Source organism: Microbacterium sp., assembly GCF_039812165.1.
Taxonomy (GTDB): Bacteria; Actinomycetota; Actinomycetes; order Actinomycetales; family Microbacteriaceae; genus Microbacterium.
Genome location: NZ_JBDIAB010000046.1, coordinates 1 through 16,353 on the forward strand (window position 1 = coordinate 1; position 16,353 = coordinate 16,353).

Genomic DNA, 16,353 nt, shown 5'->3' on the forward strand with positions numbered 1-16,353 from the left:
GGCGGCGGCGCCGATCGCCCCGACCGCGAGGCCCTGGCGCGCGAGCCGGGTGGGCTGGGAGGCCGCGGAGGCGCCGAGCAGCCGCAGCCGTGCGATGAGGGCCGTCCGCCCCGCGACGATCGTGGCGAACGTGTTCGCCGTGACCACCGCGGCGACGTGGACGGCGACGCCGGTCAGGAGCACCGCGAGGACGCCGAGGATCATCGCCGCCGTCTCGCTGCGGCCGATCACGGGGTTGGTGCGCAGCACCGCGGCGAGGTAGCCCGTCGCGGCGACCAGCACGACCCCGAACGTGCTCGAGATGGTCGCGACGGCGATCGAGGCGCCCATGCCCCGCTCACCCAGCCAGGATCCGGTCCCCCCGGCGCGGCGCGGCAGGTCGGCGACCACCGCGACCGGCGCGGTCATGCGGACGCCTCGCGCTCGCTCAGACGGGCGCCCGCGAGCATGCGCTCGGCCAGGTCGCGCGCGCTCAGGCGCGGCTCGTCGGCGACGACGCGACCGTCGCCCAGGAACACCACGCGGTCGGCGTGACTGGCCGCGATCGGATCGTGGGTCACCATGGCGATGGACTGGCCGTGGTCGCGGCAGGCGGACCGGAGCAGGGCGAGCACCTCCTGTCCGGAGCGGGAGTCCAGGCTCCCGGTCGGCTCGTCCGCGAAGACCAGGTCGGGCGCGGTGGCCAGCGCGCGGGCGATGGCCACGCGCTGCTGCTGCCCGCCGGAGAGCTCGTGGGGACGGTGACGCAGGCGCGTCCGGATGCCCAGGGTGTCGACGAGCACCTCGATGCGCGCGCTCTCGGCCGCGTTCGGACGACGCCCGTCCAGCTGGAACGGCAACAGGATGTTGCCGAGGGCGTCGAGGGTGGGCACCAGGTTGAACGATTGGAAGACGAACCCGACGCGCCTGCGCCGCAGGAGCGTCAGCTCGCGATCGGACAGGCGCGTGATCTCGGTGTCGCCGATCCAGGCGCGGCCGCGGGTCGCCGAGTCCAGGCCCGCCATGACGTGCATGAGCGTCGACTTGCCCGAGCCGCTCGGCCCGACGATGGCCGTGAACTCGCCGCGGCGGATCGCGAGCCCGACGTCGTCGAGCGCGAGCACCGCACCCGTGCCGGCGCCGTAGGTCTTGCTGAGGTTGTGCACACGAGCCGCAGGCGACCCGACCGTAGTCCGTTCCATGCCCTCGACGCTAGGAGGGCGGCGCCGAGGCGGCATCGGTCGGCGGTGGCGTCCCGCTACGCCGCGAGGACGATCCCGCGTCGATCCCGGGGACTACGCCAGTCCGTGGTCGTAGGCGAAGACGACCAGCTGCACCCGGTCGCGGAGGCCGAGCTTGCCGAGGATGCGGCTCACGTGCGTCTTGACCGTCGCCTCGGAGAGGAACTCCTGCGCGGCGATCTCCGCATTGCTCAGCCCGCGCGCCGCCAGCGCGAAGATCTCGCGCTCGCGGTCGGTCAGGGCGCCGTAGGCGGGCGGCGCCCCCGCGGCCGGGCGGAGTCCGGCGAGCTGGGCGAACAGGGCGCGCGTGGCTGTCGCGGCGATCACCGACGAGCCGGCGTGCACGGTGCGGATGGCGCCGAGCAGCAGCTCGGGATCGGCATCCTTGAGCAGGAATCCGCTCGCCCCCTCGCGGATGGCGCGGGCGGCGGCCTCGTCGAGGTCGAACGTCGTGAGGACGATGATCCGCGTCGTCGTCCCGTCGCGCAGCAGCTCGGCCGTCGCCGCGAGGCCGTCGAGCGCCGGCATCCGGACGTCCATGAGCATCACGTCCGGGCGCACCGCCCGCGCCAGCGCGATCGCCTCGCGGCCGTCGGAGGCCTCGCCGACGACCTGCAGGTCGGGCTGGGAGTCGACGAGCATGCGGATGCCGGCGCGGAAGAGCGCCTGGTCGTCCACGAGCGCCACGCGGATCGGGCTCATGATCCCGCTCCGCGCGGCAGGCTCGCCGTGACCGTGTACGAGCCCCCGCGCGGGCCCGCCGTGAGCGTCCCGCCCACCGCGCTCGCCCGCTCGCGCATGCCGGTCACGCCGTGGCCCGCGCCGGAGTCCTCGTCGGACGGCGCGAGACGCGGACCCCCGACGCCGTGCAGGGCGCGGGCGGCGACCAGGCGGTTGCGCACCGAGAGCTCGATGCGGTCGGCGTCGCCGGCCAGCCGCACGTGGACCGGACCGGCGTCGCCGTGCCGCAGCGCGTTGGTGAGCGCCTCCTGCAGGATGCGGTACGCCGCGAGCTGCACGGCCGGCGACACGGTGCCCGCGAACGCGGCGGACGGTTCGACCCGGAGGTCGAGCCCGGCCGTGCGCAGCTGGACGAACAGGGCGTCGAGGTCGGCGAGGGCGGGCTGCGGTCCGTCGGCGTCGCTGCGGCGCAGCCGCGTCAGCAGGGTCCGGACGTCGGCCAGCGCCGTGCGCGCCGTGGTCGAGATCGTCTCCAACGCCGCCGCCGTCGCCGCCGGATCGGCCGCCGCCGCGTAGCGGGCTCCGTCGGCCTGGGCGATCACGACGGCGAGCGAGTGCGCCACGACGTCATGCATGTCGCGCGCGATCCGCAGCCGCTCCTGCTCCAGGGCGGCGTCGGCCTCGGCGCGGCGCTGCGCGCCGCGGTGCTCGCGCGCCCGACGCGCGGTGCGCACGAGCGCCCCCGCCGTCCAGGCGAGGAGGAGACCGAAGAGCGCGGCGACGAGCACGGCCGCGGCCGGCCCGATGAGCGACAGCGGGTCGTAGCCCGGCTGGAACGGGCCGCGGAAGAGGTACACCGTGATGACGATCGCGCCGGCGATCGCCGACGCGAAGCCGAGCCAGAACACGAGCCGGGTGCCGTGCGCCGCCGTCGCGTAGAGCACGGCGAGGATCGCCAGATCCACGAAGCCGGGCGGGCGGGCGAACGCCATCTGCGTGCCCGCGCCCGTCCACGCCACCGCGAGCGCGGCCCCGGGCGAGAGCCGGCGCAGGGCGAGGGCGCCCGCGAGCAGGACGCACACCAGTGCGGTGGACAGCGCGTTGTGGTCGATCGTGCGGCCGCGCTCCAGCTCGATCACGAACGCGAACGCGCCGAACACGCCGGCCGCCCCGAGATCGAGGAGCAGCTGTCGCGGGCGGAGCGGGCGCAGCACAGCTCGACGCTACGCGAGCGGGCATGGCGCCGCATCCGCCCTGCGATGTATCCCGGCCGCACCGACGCCGGGATCGCGCGGGCCCGACCGCGCACGGACGCCGGGCGCGCTGGCGGGCGACCGGGGCGCCCGGATACGCTGGAAGGAATCCATCCACCGCCGGCTCGCCGGTCCGACCTCATGATCGGAGGTTCCCATGTCCATTGACCTGACGCACGCCACCCCCCGTGCCGCCCAGTCGATCGTCGGCGAGCCCGAGGTCGTCGAGGACGGCCGCGACCTGGCCCAGGGCGTCGAGACGACGGCCGCCTGGCTGTCGCTCAAGGACGCCGCGACCGCGCTCCAGGGCCTCCAGGCCCAGGACGGCTCGGTGCCCGACGCGGGCGATCACGAGCGCGCCCGCGCGCACGTCGCGGCGATCATCGCGGCGATCGCGGAGCTGAGACCTCGGTTCCCCCATGACGACCGATATCTCACGGCGTCCATACGGGACTTCGAGCGCTGGGCGGAGGGGGAGTTCGGCGTGCCCGATTTCCTCGACTCGCTCGTGGCCTTCCAGCCGCAGGAGCACCGGGTCGACGGCATCCGTCACCTCGTCGTGTTCCCGATGTACACCCAGAACGGGTCGCGCGACCGTCACGTCGAGGCGCTCCTGGTCGAGGTCATCTGGCCGGAGTTCATCTCACAGCTGCAGGACGAGTACACGAACCGGCTGTTCGTGTCGCTGCGGCTGATCGACTTCACGCCCGGCTACGACACGAACTCGGCGGTGCTGTTCCCCGAGACCGTCGCGATGCGCGAGGTGCCGCCCTTCACGTGGGGCGCGATCTTCCAGGACCGCGAGGCGGCGCGCTACCGGCGCGTCGTGCGCGCGGCCGCCGAGATCACGCGCCTGGAGCTGCCGCCGCGCGCGGCGCGCATGCTCGACGACCAGGGCCTCACCGAGCAGACGTTCGTGATGTGGGACCTCATCCACGACCGCACGCACATGCGCGGCGACCTGCCGTTCGACCCGTTCATGATCAAGCAGCGGATGCCGTTCTTCCTCTACTCGCTCGAGGAGCTGCGGTGCGACCTCACCGCGTTCCGCGAGTGCGTGAAGATCGAGCGGCGTCTGCGCGCCCGCGCCGACGAGGGCGAGGAGCTGACCGAGGCCGAGCAGCACATGCTCGAGCACGCGGGGCTCGTGCAGTACGCGGTGATCTTCGACCGGATCTTCCGGTTCGCGATCACCGGCACGCGCGTGCGCAACTACGACGGCCTCGGCGGCCAGCTGCTGTTCGCGTGGCTGCACCAGCGCGGCGTGCTGCACTGGACCGACACGCAGCTCGCGTTCGACTGGCCCGACGTGGCGGCCGCCGTGACGGCGCTCGGCGACGCGATCGACGACCTCTACTGGCACTCGATCGACCGACCCAAGTCCGCGCACTGGCTCGCCGCGTACGAGCTCGTGCGGTCGGTGCTCACGCCCCACCCCGCCTCGGCGTGGGCGCGCGGGCTGCCCGACGAGATCCTGGCGGGTCCCCTCAAGGGCTACACGGATGCCGTGATGGACGACGAGTTCCCGCTCTCGATGTTCTTCGAGGCGCTGGACAAGAAGATGCGGTCCGTGATCGCGTCGACCTCCGGCATCCGCGGCTCCGATGCCTGAGTCCGGCGTGGCCGGGCGGCTGGTGCTCGTCGCGGGCGCGACGAGCACCAGCGGGCTCGCGGCAACCCGCGCCCTGGCCTCGGCCGGGGCGCGGGTGGTCGCGGTGGGGCGCGATGCCGCGCGGCTCGAGCCCCTCGCGGCCCTGGGCGCCGAGGTGCACGCGTGCGACCTGACCGCCGAGGACGCGGTCCGCGAGCTCGCGGACCGCGTCGGCCCGGTCGACGGCATCCTGCACCTCGTCGGCGGCTGGCGCGGCGGCGGCGGGCTCGCGGGCCAGACCGAGGCCGACTACCGGTTCCTGGAGGGGTCGCTCACGGCCCTGCGCAACGAGACGCGCGCGTTCTGGCCGGATCTGGTCGCCGCCCCCGCGGCCCGCGTCGCGATCGTCTCGTCGACCGCGGTGGCCCGCCCGCTCGCGGGCGGGGCGAACTACGCCACCGTGAAGGCCGCCGCCGAGGCCTGGGCGCGCGCGGTGGCGCAGGGCTTCGCGAAGGCGGCGCGGGATGCCGGCGAGCCGCTGCGCGCGGCATCCGTCGTCTTCCGGGTCACGGCCCTCGCCGGTCACGAGGACGAGCTCGCCGCCGCCTACGTGGCCCTGTGGGACGAGGATGCCGCCGCCGCGAACGACAGCGTCCGTCTCCTCCCGTGATCCGGGGCCCCCGCATCCGTGGTCCTGTTGGCGACACCTTCCTGCTTCCGCTCCGGGACGGCGCCAGTTTCCTCAGATGGCGCCACATATATGAAGCGCCATCGCAGGGAACTGGCGCCCACAGCGTAGGGGCGCGGGATGCCTGACCCCTCCACCCGTCTAGATTGGAACACCGTGACCACCCTGCATGACACCTCCCTGCGCGGCTTCGCGAGCGACAACTACTCGGGCGTCCACCCCGAGGTGCTCGCCGCGATCGCCGGCGCCAACGACGGCCATCAGGTCGCCTACGGCGAGGACGTCTACACCGCCCGGCTGCAGGACGTGTTCGCCCACCACTTCGGCGACGGCGTCCAGGCGTTCCCGGTGTTCAACGGCACCGGGGCCAACGTCGTCGGCCTGCAGTCGATGCTGCCCCGCTGGGGCGCGGTCGTCGCCGCGTCGACCGCCCACATCAACACCGACGAGGGCGGCGCCCCCGAGCGCGTCGCCGGCATCAAGGTGCTGAACGTCCCGACCGACGACGGCAAGCTCACCCCCGAGCTCATCGACCGCGAGGCGTGGGGCTGGGGCGACGAGCACCGGGCGCAGCCGCTCGTCGTCTCGATCACGCAGTCGACCGAGCTCGGCACCCTCTACACCGCCGAGGAGATCCGCGCGATCGCCGACCACGCGCACGGCCTCGGCATGCGCGTGCACCTCGACGGCGCGCGCCTCGCGAACGCCGCCGCGGCGCTCGACCTGCCGCTGCGGGCCTTCACGCGCGACGCCGGCGTCGACGTCCTGAGCTTCGGGGGGACCAAGAACGGGGCGATGGGCGCCGAGGCGATCGTGGTGCTCGAGCCCGCGGCATCCGAGGGCCTGATCTTCCTGCGCAAGCTCGACATGCAGCTGGCGTCGAAGATGCGCTTCGTCTCGGCGCAGCTGATCGCCCTGCTCGAGGGCGACCTGTGGCTGCGCAACGCGCGCCACGCCAACGCGATGGCCGCGCGCCTGCGCGCCGAGGTCGAGGCGGGCCTCGCGGCCGGCACGATCCGCGGGGTCGGCTTCTCGCAGGCCACACAGTCCAACGGCGTCTTCGCGACGCTGCCCGACGGCGTCGCCGACGCCCTGCGCGAGCGCTTCCGGTTCTACGACTGGGAGGCCGCCAAGAACGAGGTCCGCTGGATGTGCTCGTTCGACACGCAGCCCGAGGACGTCGACGCGCTCGTCGCCGAGCTCGCCCGCCTCACCGGCGTCTGACGCGGCCCGGCGCCGACGGCATCCGTTCGTCGGAGATCCGCGCATCGTCGGATGCCGCCGCGCCGATCCGTCCGACCGTGCGCCGATCTGCGACGAACGGCCGCGGACGAACGACCGGGCACACGCGCAGGAGGGGTGCACGCCGCGCGTGCACCCCTCCTGCGTGGATCGGGCTCAGTGCCCGGGGACCGCCGGCTCCTCCTTGAGGAGGTCGTCGGCCTTCGCGCGGAAGAAGCGCGTGCCCCAGAACATGCCCGCCGCGAGGAACGCGAACACGCCGAGCGAGACCACGCCCCACGTGCCGCTCTCGGTCGGGATCGCCTCGTTCACGCCGTTGCGCATGATCGGGGCGACGAAGCCGCCGAGGTTGCCGAGCGAGTTGATGAGGCCGATGCCGGTGGCCGCGGCCGCTCCGGCGAGGAACGACGTCGGGAACGACCACGAGATCGGACCGGTCGACAGGAACGCCGAGACCGCGACCGTGATCGCCAGGATGCCGATGAACCCCTGGTGGTTCGCGCCGGCCCACGCCGACGTGAAGATCGCCAGGCCCGTGATGATGAAGAACAGCGTTCCCCACGTGCGGCGACGGCGGACCGTCGTGGCGTTCTTGCCCACGTAGTAGCAGGCGAACAGGCCCACGGCCCACGGGATGGCCGACACCAGGCCGACCTCCCAGCCGACGTCCTTGCCGATGAGGGCGGCGACCTGCTGCGGCAGGTAGAACGTCGTGCCGTACACCGCGATCTGCAGGCAGAAGTAGATGACCGTGAAGTACCAGACCTTCCAGTTGATCATCGCCGGCCAGATGCCGCGAGGACCGTCCTCGTCCTTGATCGCGTCCTCGTGCTCCATGACGGCCTTCAAGGCGTACTTCTCGTCGTCGTTGAGGAACTTCGCCTTCTGCGGCGAGTCGACCAGGAAGATGAACGACGCGATGCCGGCGGCGACCGCCATCATGCCCTCGACGAAGAACATCACCTGCCAGCCGGCCCACGGCGTGACCTGCTCGCCGAAGCTGATCAGGCCGCCCGACAGCGGGGCGCCGAGCATCTGCGAGAACGGCTGCGCGAGGTAGAACAGCGCGAACATCTGCACGCGACGCTTGTTCGGGAACCACTCCGACAGGAACATGATCACACCGGGGAAGAGACCGGCCTCGGTCACGCCCAGGAGGAATCGCAGGATGACGAACATCGTGTCGTCGGTCACGAACGCGAACGCGGATGCCACGATGCCCCACGTGATCGCGATGCGGGCCAGCCAGAAGCGGGCGCCGAACTTCGTCAGCAGCAGGTTCGAGGGGATCTCGAACAGCGCGTAGCCGATGAAGAAGATGCCCGCCCCGAGCGCGTAGGCGCCCGCGGTGATGCCGCGGTCGGCCTCGAGGGCCGCCTCGGCGAATCCGACGTTCGTGCGGTCGAGGAACGCGACGAAGTACAGGATGATGAGCATCGGCATCAGATGGCGGGTGGCCTTCTTGATGCCGCTGGCCAGGTGCGGGCTGTCCAGCAGCTCCTGCGCCTTGGCGCTGTCGATGGATGATTGCGACACGGTGACTCTCCTTCGAGTTGATGCGGTGATGTGTCTTCGCTGTGGATCGGGTCTCAGAGGAGCCCGGGGATGATGAGCGCGAGGCCCACGCCGACGCAGATCACGCCGATCACGAGGTAGACGATGCGCCCTTTGGACCACGTGGACATGCGGGCCTCAGTGCATGTAGAGGCCGCCGTCGACGTTCAGGGTCTGGCCCGTCACGAATCCGGCGTCCTCGCTGATCAGGTAGGCGACCGCGGCGGCGATGTCGCGCGGGGTGCCGATGCGCGGCAGCACGCCGTCGGCGGCCATCTTCGTCTTGCGCTCCTCGGTGAGCGTGCCGCCCATGATGTCGGTGTCGATCGGGCCGGGCGAGACGCAGTTCGCGGTGACGCCGAACGGGCCGACCTCGCGCGCGATGGAGCGCATGAGACCGATGACGCCGGCCTTCGAGGCCGAGTACGGGGTCTTCGAGAACGTGCCGCCGCCGCGCTGGGCCGACACCGACGAGATGCCGACGACGCGGCCCACGCCGTTGTCGACGAGCGTGCGCAGCACGCGCTGCGTGACCCAGTGCACGCCGTCCAGGTTCACCGACTGCACGCGGTCCCACTCCTCGGGGGTGACCTCGAGGTACGGGGTCGGCGACGCGATGCCGGCGAAGTTCACGAGGGCGACGACCTGGGGCAGCTGCGCCTCGAGCGCGTCGACGGCCGCCACGGCCTGCTCGCGGTCGGCGATGTTGGCGCCGGCGCCGGCGGCCTGCACGCCGTGCTGCTCGGCGACCTCCGCCGCGGTGCGGGCGGCGGCATCGCCGTCGAGGTCGATGATGCCGATGTTCCAGCCGACCTCGGCCAGGTAGTGCGCGGCGGCGCGGCCGATGCCGCGGGGGCTGGCGGCGCCCGTCAGGATGACGGTGCGCTCGGCGGGGAATGCGGATGCCATGGGTGGGTCCTTCAGCTCTCGGTGTTCTCGGGGTGGATGGGGGCGGGGCCGAGCTCGTCGACGAGCCGCTTCATCGCGACGTACGCCTTGTTGCGGTACGCCACGAGCTCGGGGGTGCGGTCGGCGGGCACGTCGAGGAATCCGGCGCCCGACTTCGTGCCGAGCTTCCCGGCGGCGACGAGGTCGGCGAGGATCTGCGGGGTCGCGAAGCGCTCCGGGAACTCGGTCTGCAGCGACGCGTAGCAGAACGCGTACACGTCGAGGCCGGCCATGTCGGCGATCGCGAACGGGCCGAAGAACGGCAGCCGGAAGCCGAACGTCGTCCGCACGATCGTGTCGATGTCCTCGGGGCTCGCGACGCCCTCCTCGACCAGCTGGGTGGCCTCGTGGAACAGCGCGTACTGCAGACGGTTGAGGACGAACCCGGTGGCGTCCTTGACGCGCGCGGACTCCTTGCCCGTCGCGGCGACGATCCCCTCGACGACCGGGAGCACCGCGGCATCCGTGCCCGCGTGCGGGATCAGCTCGACGCCGGGGATGAACGGAGCCGGGTTGGAGAAGTGCACGCCGAGGAAGCGCTCCGGCCGCTCGACGGCCTCGGCGAGCCGCCCGATCAGGATCGTCGACGTGTTGCTGCCGATGATCGCCTCGGGGGATGCCGCGGCCGAGATGCGCCGCAGCGTCGCGTGCTTGATCTCGATCTTCTCCGGCACGGCCTCCTCGACGAACGAGGCGCCGGCGACGGCGTCCTCGATCGTGGCGGCGGTGATGCGTTCGGCGATCTCTTCGGCGGCGCCCGCGGGGAAGAGCCCGTCGGCGACGAACTGCTCGGCCTCGCGGACGAGGCGCTCGCGGTTGCCGCGGGCGATCTCGAGGTCGACGTCGGCGATGCGCACGTCGGCGCCGGAGAGCGCGAGGGACTGTGCGATGCCGCCGCCCATGTAGCCGCTGCCGACGACGGCGTAGACGGGGCGTGCGCCGGTCATCGTGCGCCTCCCGCGGCCGAGCCGGAGGCGGCGGGCAGGAGGGAGCGCAGGTAGTCGCGGTTGGTCGCGCACACGCCGAGGCTGTCGCCGCCGTACTGCTCCATGAGGAACGGGCCGTCGAAGCCGAGCTCGACGGCGCGACGGATCATCGCCCGGTAGTTGATGAGGCCGAGCTCCATGCTCGTCGGCACCGACGAGTACCAGCTGCCGTCGGGGCCCTCGTCTCGCGTGTAGTTCTTGACGTGCCAGTACTTCGCGTACGGGAGGGTCTTCTCGTGCATCTCGCGCCAGTCCTCGATCGGGCGGTGCAGGCGGATGAGGTTGCCGATGTCGGGGTTGAGCCCGACGTTGTCGAGACCGATCTCCTGGATCAGCTGCACGGCGCTGTCGGCGGTGCCGAGGTAGGTGTCCTCGTACATCTCCAGCGCGATCGGCAGGCCGACCGACGCGGCGTGCTCGCCCAGCTCGCGCAGGCGCGAGACCGCCAGGGCGCGGGTCTCGGCGTCGTCGGGGTCGACCGCGCCCTGCGCGGTCCAGAACCACAGCGCCTTGCGCTGCGCCTCGGAGAAGGGCTGGTGCAGGCCCGTGGAGAAGACCTGCATGCCGAGCTCGGCGGCGGCGTCGATCGAGCGGTGCGCGTAGGCGAGGTTCTGCTCCCCCCGGCCGGGCTCGATGACGCTCTGGCGCTGCACGTGCACCGAGATGAGCTGCACGCCGTGGCTCGCGGCGATCTGCAGCAGCTCGGCCTTGCGCGAGGCCTCGAGGTCGGCGGGACGGATGTGGCTGTCGGCGAGCTCCAGCGCGGTGAACCCGAGGTCGGCGACCTGCCGGAAGACGTCGTCCCATGCCTCGGCGGGCGCGTCGTGCAGGCGGGTGCCGTCTGCGGCCACCGGGGCGAACCCGTGCATGCAGACGGCGATGGGCCAGCTGTCGCGATCGAGGGGCGTGGACGTCGACGATGCGGTCATGAGTGCTCCGTTGGAATCATGGCGGGCGGCGCAACCGCCCTATATCCTATAGGCCGAATCCTATAGGAAGCACGCTACCGCGGCGGAGGGCCGGGGCGCAATCGCCGACTTCCGGTCGCGAGGATCCCGGTCGCTCGTACAGGGCCGGCGACTCAGCCGCGCGCCGCGAGCTCTCTGGCGTGCTTCAGCGAACGGGCGCGCACGCCCTCGATGTGGGCGCGCATCGCGCGCTCCGGAGCATCGGGATCCGCGCTCGCGAACGCCGCCACGATCACCTCGTGCTCGGCGATCGCGTCGCGCACGTCGGTCACTCCGTACGGCACCATCTGCCGCATGCGGTGGATCTGGGCGGCGAGCGTGTCGGACATCTCCTCGATGTAGCGGTTGCCGCTGCGGTCGAGGATCACGCGGTGGAACGCGACGTCCTTGGCGAAGTAGTCGGTCGTGAGCGCGAGGTCGCGGTCGCCGGCGCTCAGCGCCGTGATGATGCGCTCTCCCGCCGCCGTGTGGGCGTCCTCGGCCGCACGCAGACGTCGGAGCATGTCGTCGTCGGCCGGGGTCGCCAGACGAGCGGCCGTCACCTCGAGCATCAGGCGCGCCTCGAACAGCTCGGCCAGCTGCTCGACGCCGAGCGGCGGCGCCGCGCGATATCCCTTCAGCGCCTCGCGGGTGACCAGCCCGGTGCGCTCCAGGAGTGCGAGCGCCTCGCGCACCGGCGTGGGCGAGACGGCGAGCTGGCGGGCGATCGTGTCGATCGCCAGCCGTTCTCCGGGCACGATGTCGCCGCTCAGGAGCAGCTGGAGCAGGCGCTCGTGGACGTCGTCGCGCAGGCCACGGCGTCGGATCCCCTCCGCTGCTCGCCCATCGGCCATCGGTCGCCCCCTTGTCAGCGCGGGCGAGTCACTCCGAGATCGCCACGACTTCATCGAGGATGGCACGAAATGCAGCCGGGTCGTGTGCGAATCTGCCGAGAAAGAGCCCATCGACATCCGGTGACACGTCCGAAATGAGTCCAGGACCCGCACTTCCGCCGTAGATGACCGACGCCGGGGCCGGCCACGCGCTCCGCACGTGGTCGCGCAGCGCACGGCACACCGCGCGGATCCGGTCTGCGCCGGCCGGGCGCGGAGCCCCGATCGCCCACAGCGGCTCGTACGCGATGACGATGTCGTCGATCGCCCCCGCGGCGCGCGCCTCGGCGAGCCCCGACTCGATCTGACGGATCGCCTCGGCGGCCGCCTCCGCGGGCTCGACCTCGTCCGCCTCGCCGACGCACAGGATCGGCACCAGTCCGTTGCGCAGCGCCGCGTGCACCTTGCGCGCCACGACCTCCTCGGTCTCGCCGTACAGGCGCCGGCGCTCGGCGTGGCCCACCTCGGCGTACCGGCATCCGATCTCGGCGAGCACCCGCCCGCTCACCTCGCCGGTGAAGGCGCCCTCGTCGTCGGTCGCGACGTCCTGCGCGCCGATCGCGATGCCCGCGGGCCCGCCGATCTCGACCGCGGCCGGGATCGACGGGTACTGCGGGATCGCGAACGTCGTGACGTACTCGCGCGCGGGATGATCGGCGACGATGGCGGCGACCTCCCGCATCCACTCGACCGTGCGAGCGTGCGAGAAGTACATCTTCAGGCTCGAGCCGATGAGCATGCGCTCAGACGCCCTCGTACGCGCAGATCTCCTGCACCTTGTCGGCCGACGCGCTGTTCGGGTCGAACGTGTAGGTCAGCCACTCGCGCAGCAGGCGGCGGGCGAGCTCGAGGCCGACGACGCGCTGGCCCATGCACAGCACCTGCGCGTCGTTGGAGAGGATCGAGCGCTCGACGCTGAACGAGTCGTGCGCGGTCACCGCGCGGATGCCGGGGACCTTGTTCGCCGCGATCGCGACGCCGAGGCCCGTGCCGCAGATCAGCACGGCGCGGTCGGCGTCGCCCGCCGCGACCCGCTCGGCCGCGGTCGTGGCGATCGTCGGGTAGTTCGTGCGGCCGTCGGCGTCGACGCCGACGTCGACCACGCTCTCGACGAGCGGGTTCGCCTCGAGGTCGGCCTTGAGCCGCTCTTTGTAGTCGTAGCCGGCCTCGTCGGAGCCGATCACCAGTCGGAGTGCCATGTCAGTTCCCTTCCTTCAGGACGTTCAGGACCGTGTGGGTCACCAGTGCGAACGATACGGCGCCCGGGTCGGGGGTGCCGAGGCTCTTGTCGCCGTGCGAGCGGGCGCGGCCGAGGCGCGCGGTCATGTCCGCGGTCGCCTGAGCGGATGCCGTGGCCACGTCGGCCGCGTGCGCCCACGCGTCGCGCAGCCCGTCGCCGGCGGCGAGGCGCTCGGCCAGGTCGTCCGCGAACGGGACGATCGCGTCGATCATCGTCTTGTCGCCGGGGCGCGCCTTGCCGAAGGACATCACGGCGTCCTTCATCGCCCCCACGCCCGCGCCGACGGTCGCCGCGGTGACCTCCGCCTCGTCGCCGAGGGCGGCGCCGAGCGCGACGAGCATCTCACCCCAGATGGCGCCGGACGTGCCGCCGCCCTTGTCGCTCCACGCGTCGCCGGCGGAGTCGAGCACGGTGCGCGCGCCGGCGCCGGCGGCCTCGACCTCGACGGCCGCCGCGGCGGCGGCGCGGCTGCCGCGCTGCATGCCGATGCCGTGGTCGCCGTCGCCGGCGATGCGATCGATGCGGCCCAGCTCGTCGGCCTGCTCGTCGAGCATCGCGGCGACGGCCGTGAACGCGCGCGCCACGATCGCGGCCGCCTCGCGCGACTCCGGGCTCGAGGGCGGGATGCGGCGAGCGGTCTCGGCGACGTCGACGTCGTCCGCCGACACCGCCACGCGATCGGCCACGGCGCCGCGCCGGTAGGCGGGCGTGTCGCAGGGCTGGTGCCACAGCGTGTCGAGCTCGTCGTCCAGCCAGAACAGGGTGAGCGAGACGCCGGCCATGTCGAAGCTCGTGCAGAACTCGCCGACATCGGGCGAGACGACCGTGATCCCGGCATCCTTCAGCAGCCGGTCGACGGCGGCGTAGACGACGAAGAGCTCCTCGTACTTGACGCTGCCGAGGCCGTTGAGGATCGGCACGACGCGCGCGCCCTCGAGCCCGACGCCCTCGGGCCGCTCCTCGAGGAGCTTCTCGACGAACATGGCGGCCAGCTCGTCGGCGGTCGGGACGTCGACCTCGTCGATGCCCGGCTCGCCGTGGATGCCGAGGCCCACCGCCATGCGGCCGGCCGGCACGTCGAACAGCGGCTCGCTCGCCCCGGGCAGCGTGCAGCCCGAGAACCCGACGCCGAACGAACGGGTGCGGTGGTTCGCCTCGGCGGCGACGCGCTCCACGCCGTCGAGGTCGTAGCCCGCCTCGGACGCCGCGCCCGCGATCTTGAAGACGACCAGGTCGCCCGCGATGCCGCGGCGCTTCTCGCGCTCGGACGGCGGGGCGCTCCAGATGTCGTCGGTCACGAGCACGGTGCGGCAGTCGACCCCGGCCGCGCGCAGACGCTCCTGCGCGTGCGAGAAGTGCAGCACGTCGCCGGCGTAGTTGCCGTAGGTCAGCAGGACGCCCTTGCCCTCGTCGGCCGCCTGCGCGACCGCGTGCACCTGCTGCGCGGAGGGCGACGCGAAGAGGTTGCCCATCGCCGCGCCGTGCGCGAGCCCCGGGCCGACGAGGCCGCCGAACGCGGGATAGTGCCCGCTCCCGCCGCCGATGACCACCGCGACGGTGGGCTCCTGGCCGCGCGTCGAGCGCACGACACCGCCCGTCACGGGCCGCACCCACCGCGCCGAGGCGGCGGCGAAGCCCTGCCGCATCTCGTCGGCGAACTCATCCGGATCGTTGAACAGTCGCGTCATCGCGTCTCCTTCACGGCGTCTTTCGGGCCTGGCCCTTCGCGAGTGATCCTATAGGAAATTGGATCGACCGCGACACCCCTCACAGGTCTCTCTCGGGACCGTCAGCGCAGCGCACCCACCGAGGCGAGCGCGAGCCGGATGAGCGTGCCCCGGCCGCCCTCCATCTCGGCGGCGAGCGCGTCGGACGCCGCCTCCGCCGGCGACAGCCACGTGACCTCCAGCGCGTCCTGGCGCGGCTCGCACGTGCCGGTCACCGGCACGACGAAGGCGAGCGACACCGCGTGCTGGCGATCGTCGTCGAACGCGCTCACGCCGGGGAGCGGGAAGTACTCCGCCACCGTGAACGGCACCGGCGACGGGGGCAGCAGCGGGAACGCCATCGGGCCGAGGTCGTTCTCGAGGTGGCGGAACAGCGCGTCGCGCACCGTCTCGCCGTAGCGCACGCGGCCCGACACGATCGTGCGCGTCATCTCGCCGAGCGGCGTCGCCCGCAGCAGGATGCCGACCTCGATCACGGCGCCCATGCCGTCGGTGCGCACCGGCACGGCCTCGACGTACAGCATCGGCAGGCGGCGACGCGCCTGCGCGAGCTCGAGGTCGGTGAGCCAGCCCGGGTTGGTCACGTCCCCCGGCATCCCGAACCCGGCGTCGACCGGATCGACCGGGCCGAACGAGGAGCCCATGCCGCGCAACGGATCGCGCGTCCCGTCGTCGTCGCGCTCGTTCGGGTCGGGATCGGGGGTGCGAACGGCCATGTGTCATGTATAGCAACCCCGTCGGACCCCGATGCCAGGATGGGAGCATGACCGAGGTCCCACCGCTCGATCCCGCGCCGGTGCTGTGGTCAGCGCCGCCCGACGGGCGCGCCGGGCGCGCCCTGCTCGTGCTGCTGCACGGCTACGGCTCGCACGAGGGCGACCTGTTCGGGCTCGTCCCCCACCTGCCCGACGAGTTCGTCGTCGCGGCCGTGCGCGCGCCGCTGCCGCCGCCGTTCCCCACGCCGGGCCACTCCTGGTTCGCGATCGAGGGGCTGCACGGCGATCGCTCGGCCGCGGTCACCGCAGCGGCGGAGCGCTTCATCGAGTGGGTGGACGCCGCGACCGAACACGAGACGATCGGCCTGCTCGGCTTCTCGCAGGGGGCGGTCGTCGCCCTCCAGGCGCTGCGGCTGCAGCCGGAGCGGTTCGCGTTCGCGGTGAACCTCGCCGGCTACGCCGACCCGGGGCCGCTCCCGACCGACGCCGAGCTGGCGCGCGTGCGCCCGCCGGTGTTCTGGGGCCGCGGGGCGCGCGACGAGGTCATCCCGGCCGAGCGCGTCGCGCACACGGCGCTGTGGCTGCCCGAGCACGTCGAGCTGAGCGGACGAGTCTATCCGGGCCTCACGCACAGCGTGTCGCAGGACGAGCTCGACGACGTCGTCGC

16 protein-coding genes and 1 pseudogene are annotated in these 16,353 nt (G+C 72.7%); 4 read left to right on the forward strand and 13 right to left on the reverse strand.

Annotated features, from left to right (window positions below; genetic code table 11):
* The 4 genes and pseudogenes from WML84_RS05895 to WML84_RS05910 all read right to left on the reverse strand — a co-directional run.
* Nucleotides 1–408: pseudogene (locus WML84_RS05895) on the reverse strand (ABC transporter permease); the annotation flags it as partial.
* Nucleotides 405–1,181 carry an ABC transporter ATP-binding protein gene (locus WML84_RS05900; RefSeq protein WP_347345213.1) on the reverse strand — a complete coding sequence of 259 codons (777 nt, stop codon included), beginning with the start codon at nucleotides 1,179–1,181 and terminating at the stop codon, nucleotides 405–407. The pseudogene WML84_RS05895 and the gene WML84_RS05900, both read right to left, overlap by 4 nt.
* A 93-nt stretch (nucleotides 1,182–1,274) precedes the next feature.
* Nucleotides 1,275–1,922, reverse strand: a complete 648-nt coding sequence (locus WML84_RS05905) for a response regulator transcription factor (protein ID WP_347345214.1) — start codon at nucleotides 1,920–1,922, stop codon at nucleotides 1,275–1,277.
* Nucleotides 1,919–3,115: a histidine kinase gene (locus WML84_RS05910; protein WP_347345215.1), complete on the reverse strand. Its 1,197-nt coding sequence runs from the start codon at nucleotides 3,113–3,115 to the stop codon at nucleotides 1,919–1,921. The genes WML84_RS05905 and WML84_RS05910 overlap by 4 nt, the downstream gene beginning before the upstream one ends.
* A 196-nt stretch (nucleotides 3,116–3,311) precedes the next feature.
* Between WML84_RS05910 and WML84_RS05915 the strand changes: the two genes are divergently transcribed.
* From WML84_RS05915 to WML84_RS05925, 3 genes are all read left to right on the forward strand, one after another.
* Nucleotides 3,312–4,766, forward strand: a complete 1,455-nt coding sequence (locus tag WML84_RS05915; protein ID WP_347345216.1) for a DUF6421 family protein — start codon at nucleotides 3,312–3,314, stop codon at nucleotides 4,764–4,766.
* Complete coding sequence (locus WML84_RS05920; RefSeq protein WP_347345217.1) at nucleotides 4,759–5,415, forward strand: SDR family NAD(P)-dependent oxidoreductase; 657 nt, start codon at nucleotides 4,759–4,761, stop codon at nucleotides 5,413–5,415. The genes WML84_RS05915 and WML84_RS05920 overlap by 8 nt, the downstream gene beginning before the upstream one ends.
* Nucleotides 5,416–5,589: 174 nt before the next feature.
* Nucleotides 5,590–6,657 (forward strand): beta-eliminating lyase-related protein, encoded by a 1,068-nt coding sequence (locus WML84_RS05925; RefSeq protein WP_347345228.1) that lies wholly within the window; start codon nucleotides 5,590–5,592, stop codon nucleotides 6,655–6,657.
* Nucleotides 6,658–6,831: 174 nt separating this feature from the next.
* Here WML84_RS05925 and WML84_RS05930 read toward each other — a convergent pair whose 3' ends face one another.
* The 9 genes from WML84_RS05930 to WML84_RS05970 all read right to left on the reverse strand — a co-directional run bounded on the left by WML84_RS05930 (nucleotide 6,832) and on the right by WML84_RS05970 (nucleotide 15,686).
* Entirely contained in the window at nucleotides 6,832–8,211 is a 1,380-nt protein-coding gene (locus WML84_RS05930; protein WP_347345218.1) for an MFS transporter, read from the reverse strand.
* Between the two features lie 156 nt (nucleotides 8,212–8,367).
* Nucleotides 8,368–9,138: an SDR family oxidoreductase gene (locus tag WML84_RS05935; RefSeq protein WP_347345219.1), complete on the reverse strand. Its 771-nt coding sequence runs from the start codon at nucleotides 9,136–9,138 to the stop codon at nucleotides 8,368–8,370.
* An 11-nt stretch (nucleotides 9,139–9,149) separates the two neighbouring features.
* A complete protein-coding gene (locus WML84_RS05940; protein ID WP_347345220.1) occupies nucleotides 9,150–10,124 on the reverse strand; it encodes a 3-hydroxyacyl-CoA dehydrogenase family protein in 975 nt (324 codons plus the stop codon).
* A complete protein-coding gene (locus WML84_RS05945) occupies nucleotides 10,121–11,092 on the reverse strand; it encodes a sugar phosphate isomerase/epimerase family protein (RefSeq protein ID WP_347345221.1) in 972 nt (323 codons plus the stop codon). Before WML84_RS05945 ends, WML84_RS05940 begins: the two co-directional genes overlap by 4 nt.
* A 152-nt stretch (nucleotides 11,093–11,244) precedes the next feature.
* Nucleotides 11,245–11,964: a GntR family transcriptional regulator gene (locus tag WML84_RS05950; protein WP_347345222.1), complete on the reverse strand. Its 720-nt coding sequence runs from the start codon at nucleotides 11,962–11,964 to the stop codon at nucleotides 11,245–11,247.
* A gap of 28 nt (nucleotides 11,965–11,992) precedes the next feature.
* Nucleotides 11,993–12,742 (reverse strand): triose-phosphate isomerase family protein, encoded by a 750-nt coding sequence (locus WML84_RS05955; protein WP_347345223.1) that lies wholly within the window; start codon nucleotides 12,740–12,742, stop codon nucleotides 11,993–11,995.
* A gap of 4 nt (nucleotides 12,743–12,746) precedes the next feature.
* A complete protein-coding gene (locus WML84_RS05960; RefSeq protein ID WP_347345224.1) occupies nucleotides 12,747–13,202 on the reverse strand; it encodes a ribose-5-phosphate isomerase in 456 nt (151 codons plus the stop codon).
* Between the two features lies 1 nt (nucleotide 13,203).
* Nucleotides 13,204–14,931, reverse strand: a complete 1,728-nt coding sequence (locus tag WML84_RS05965; protein ID WP_347345225.1) for a dihydroxyacetone kinase family protein — start codon at nucleotides 14,929–14,931, stop codon at nucleotides 13,204–13,206.
* Between the two features lie 101 nt (nucleotides 14,932–15,032).
* Entirely contained in the window at nucleotides 15,033–15,686 is a 654-nt protein-coding gene (locus tag WML84_RS05970; protein ID WP_347345226.1) for a DUF4916 domain-containing protein, read from the reverse strand.
* Between the two features lie 47 nt (nucleotides 15,687–15,733).
* On the opposite strand from WML84_RS05970, the gene WML84_RS05975 reads away from it, so the two are divergent.
* On the forward strand, nucleotides 15,734–16,353 hold a 620-nt coding region (locus WML84_RS05975; protein WP_347345227.1), incomplete at its 3' end, for an alpha/beta hydrolase-fold protein.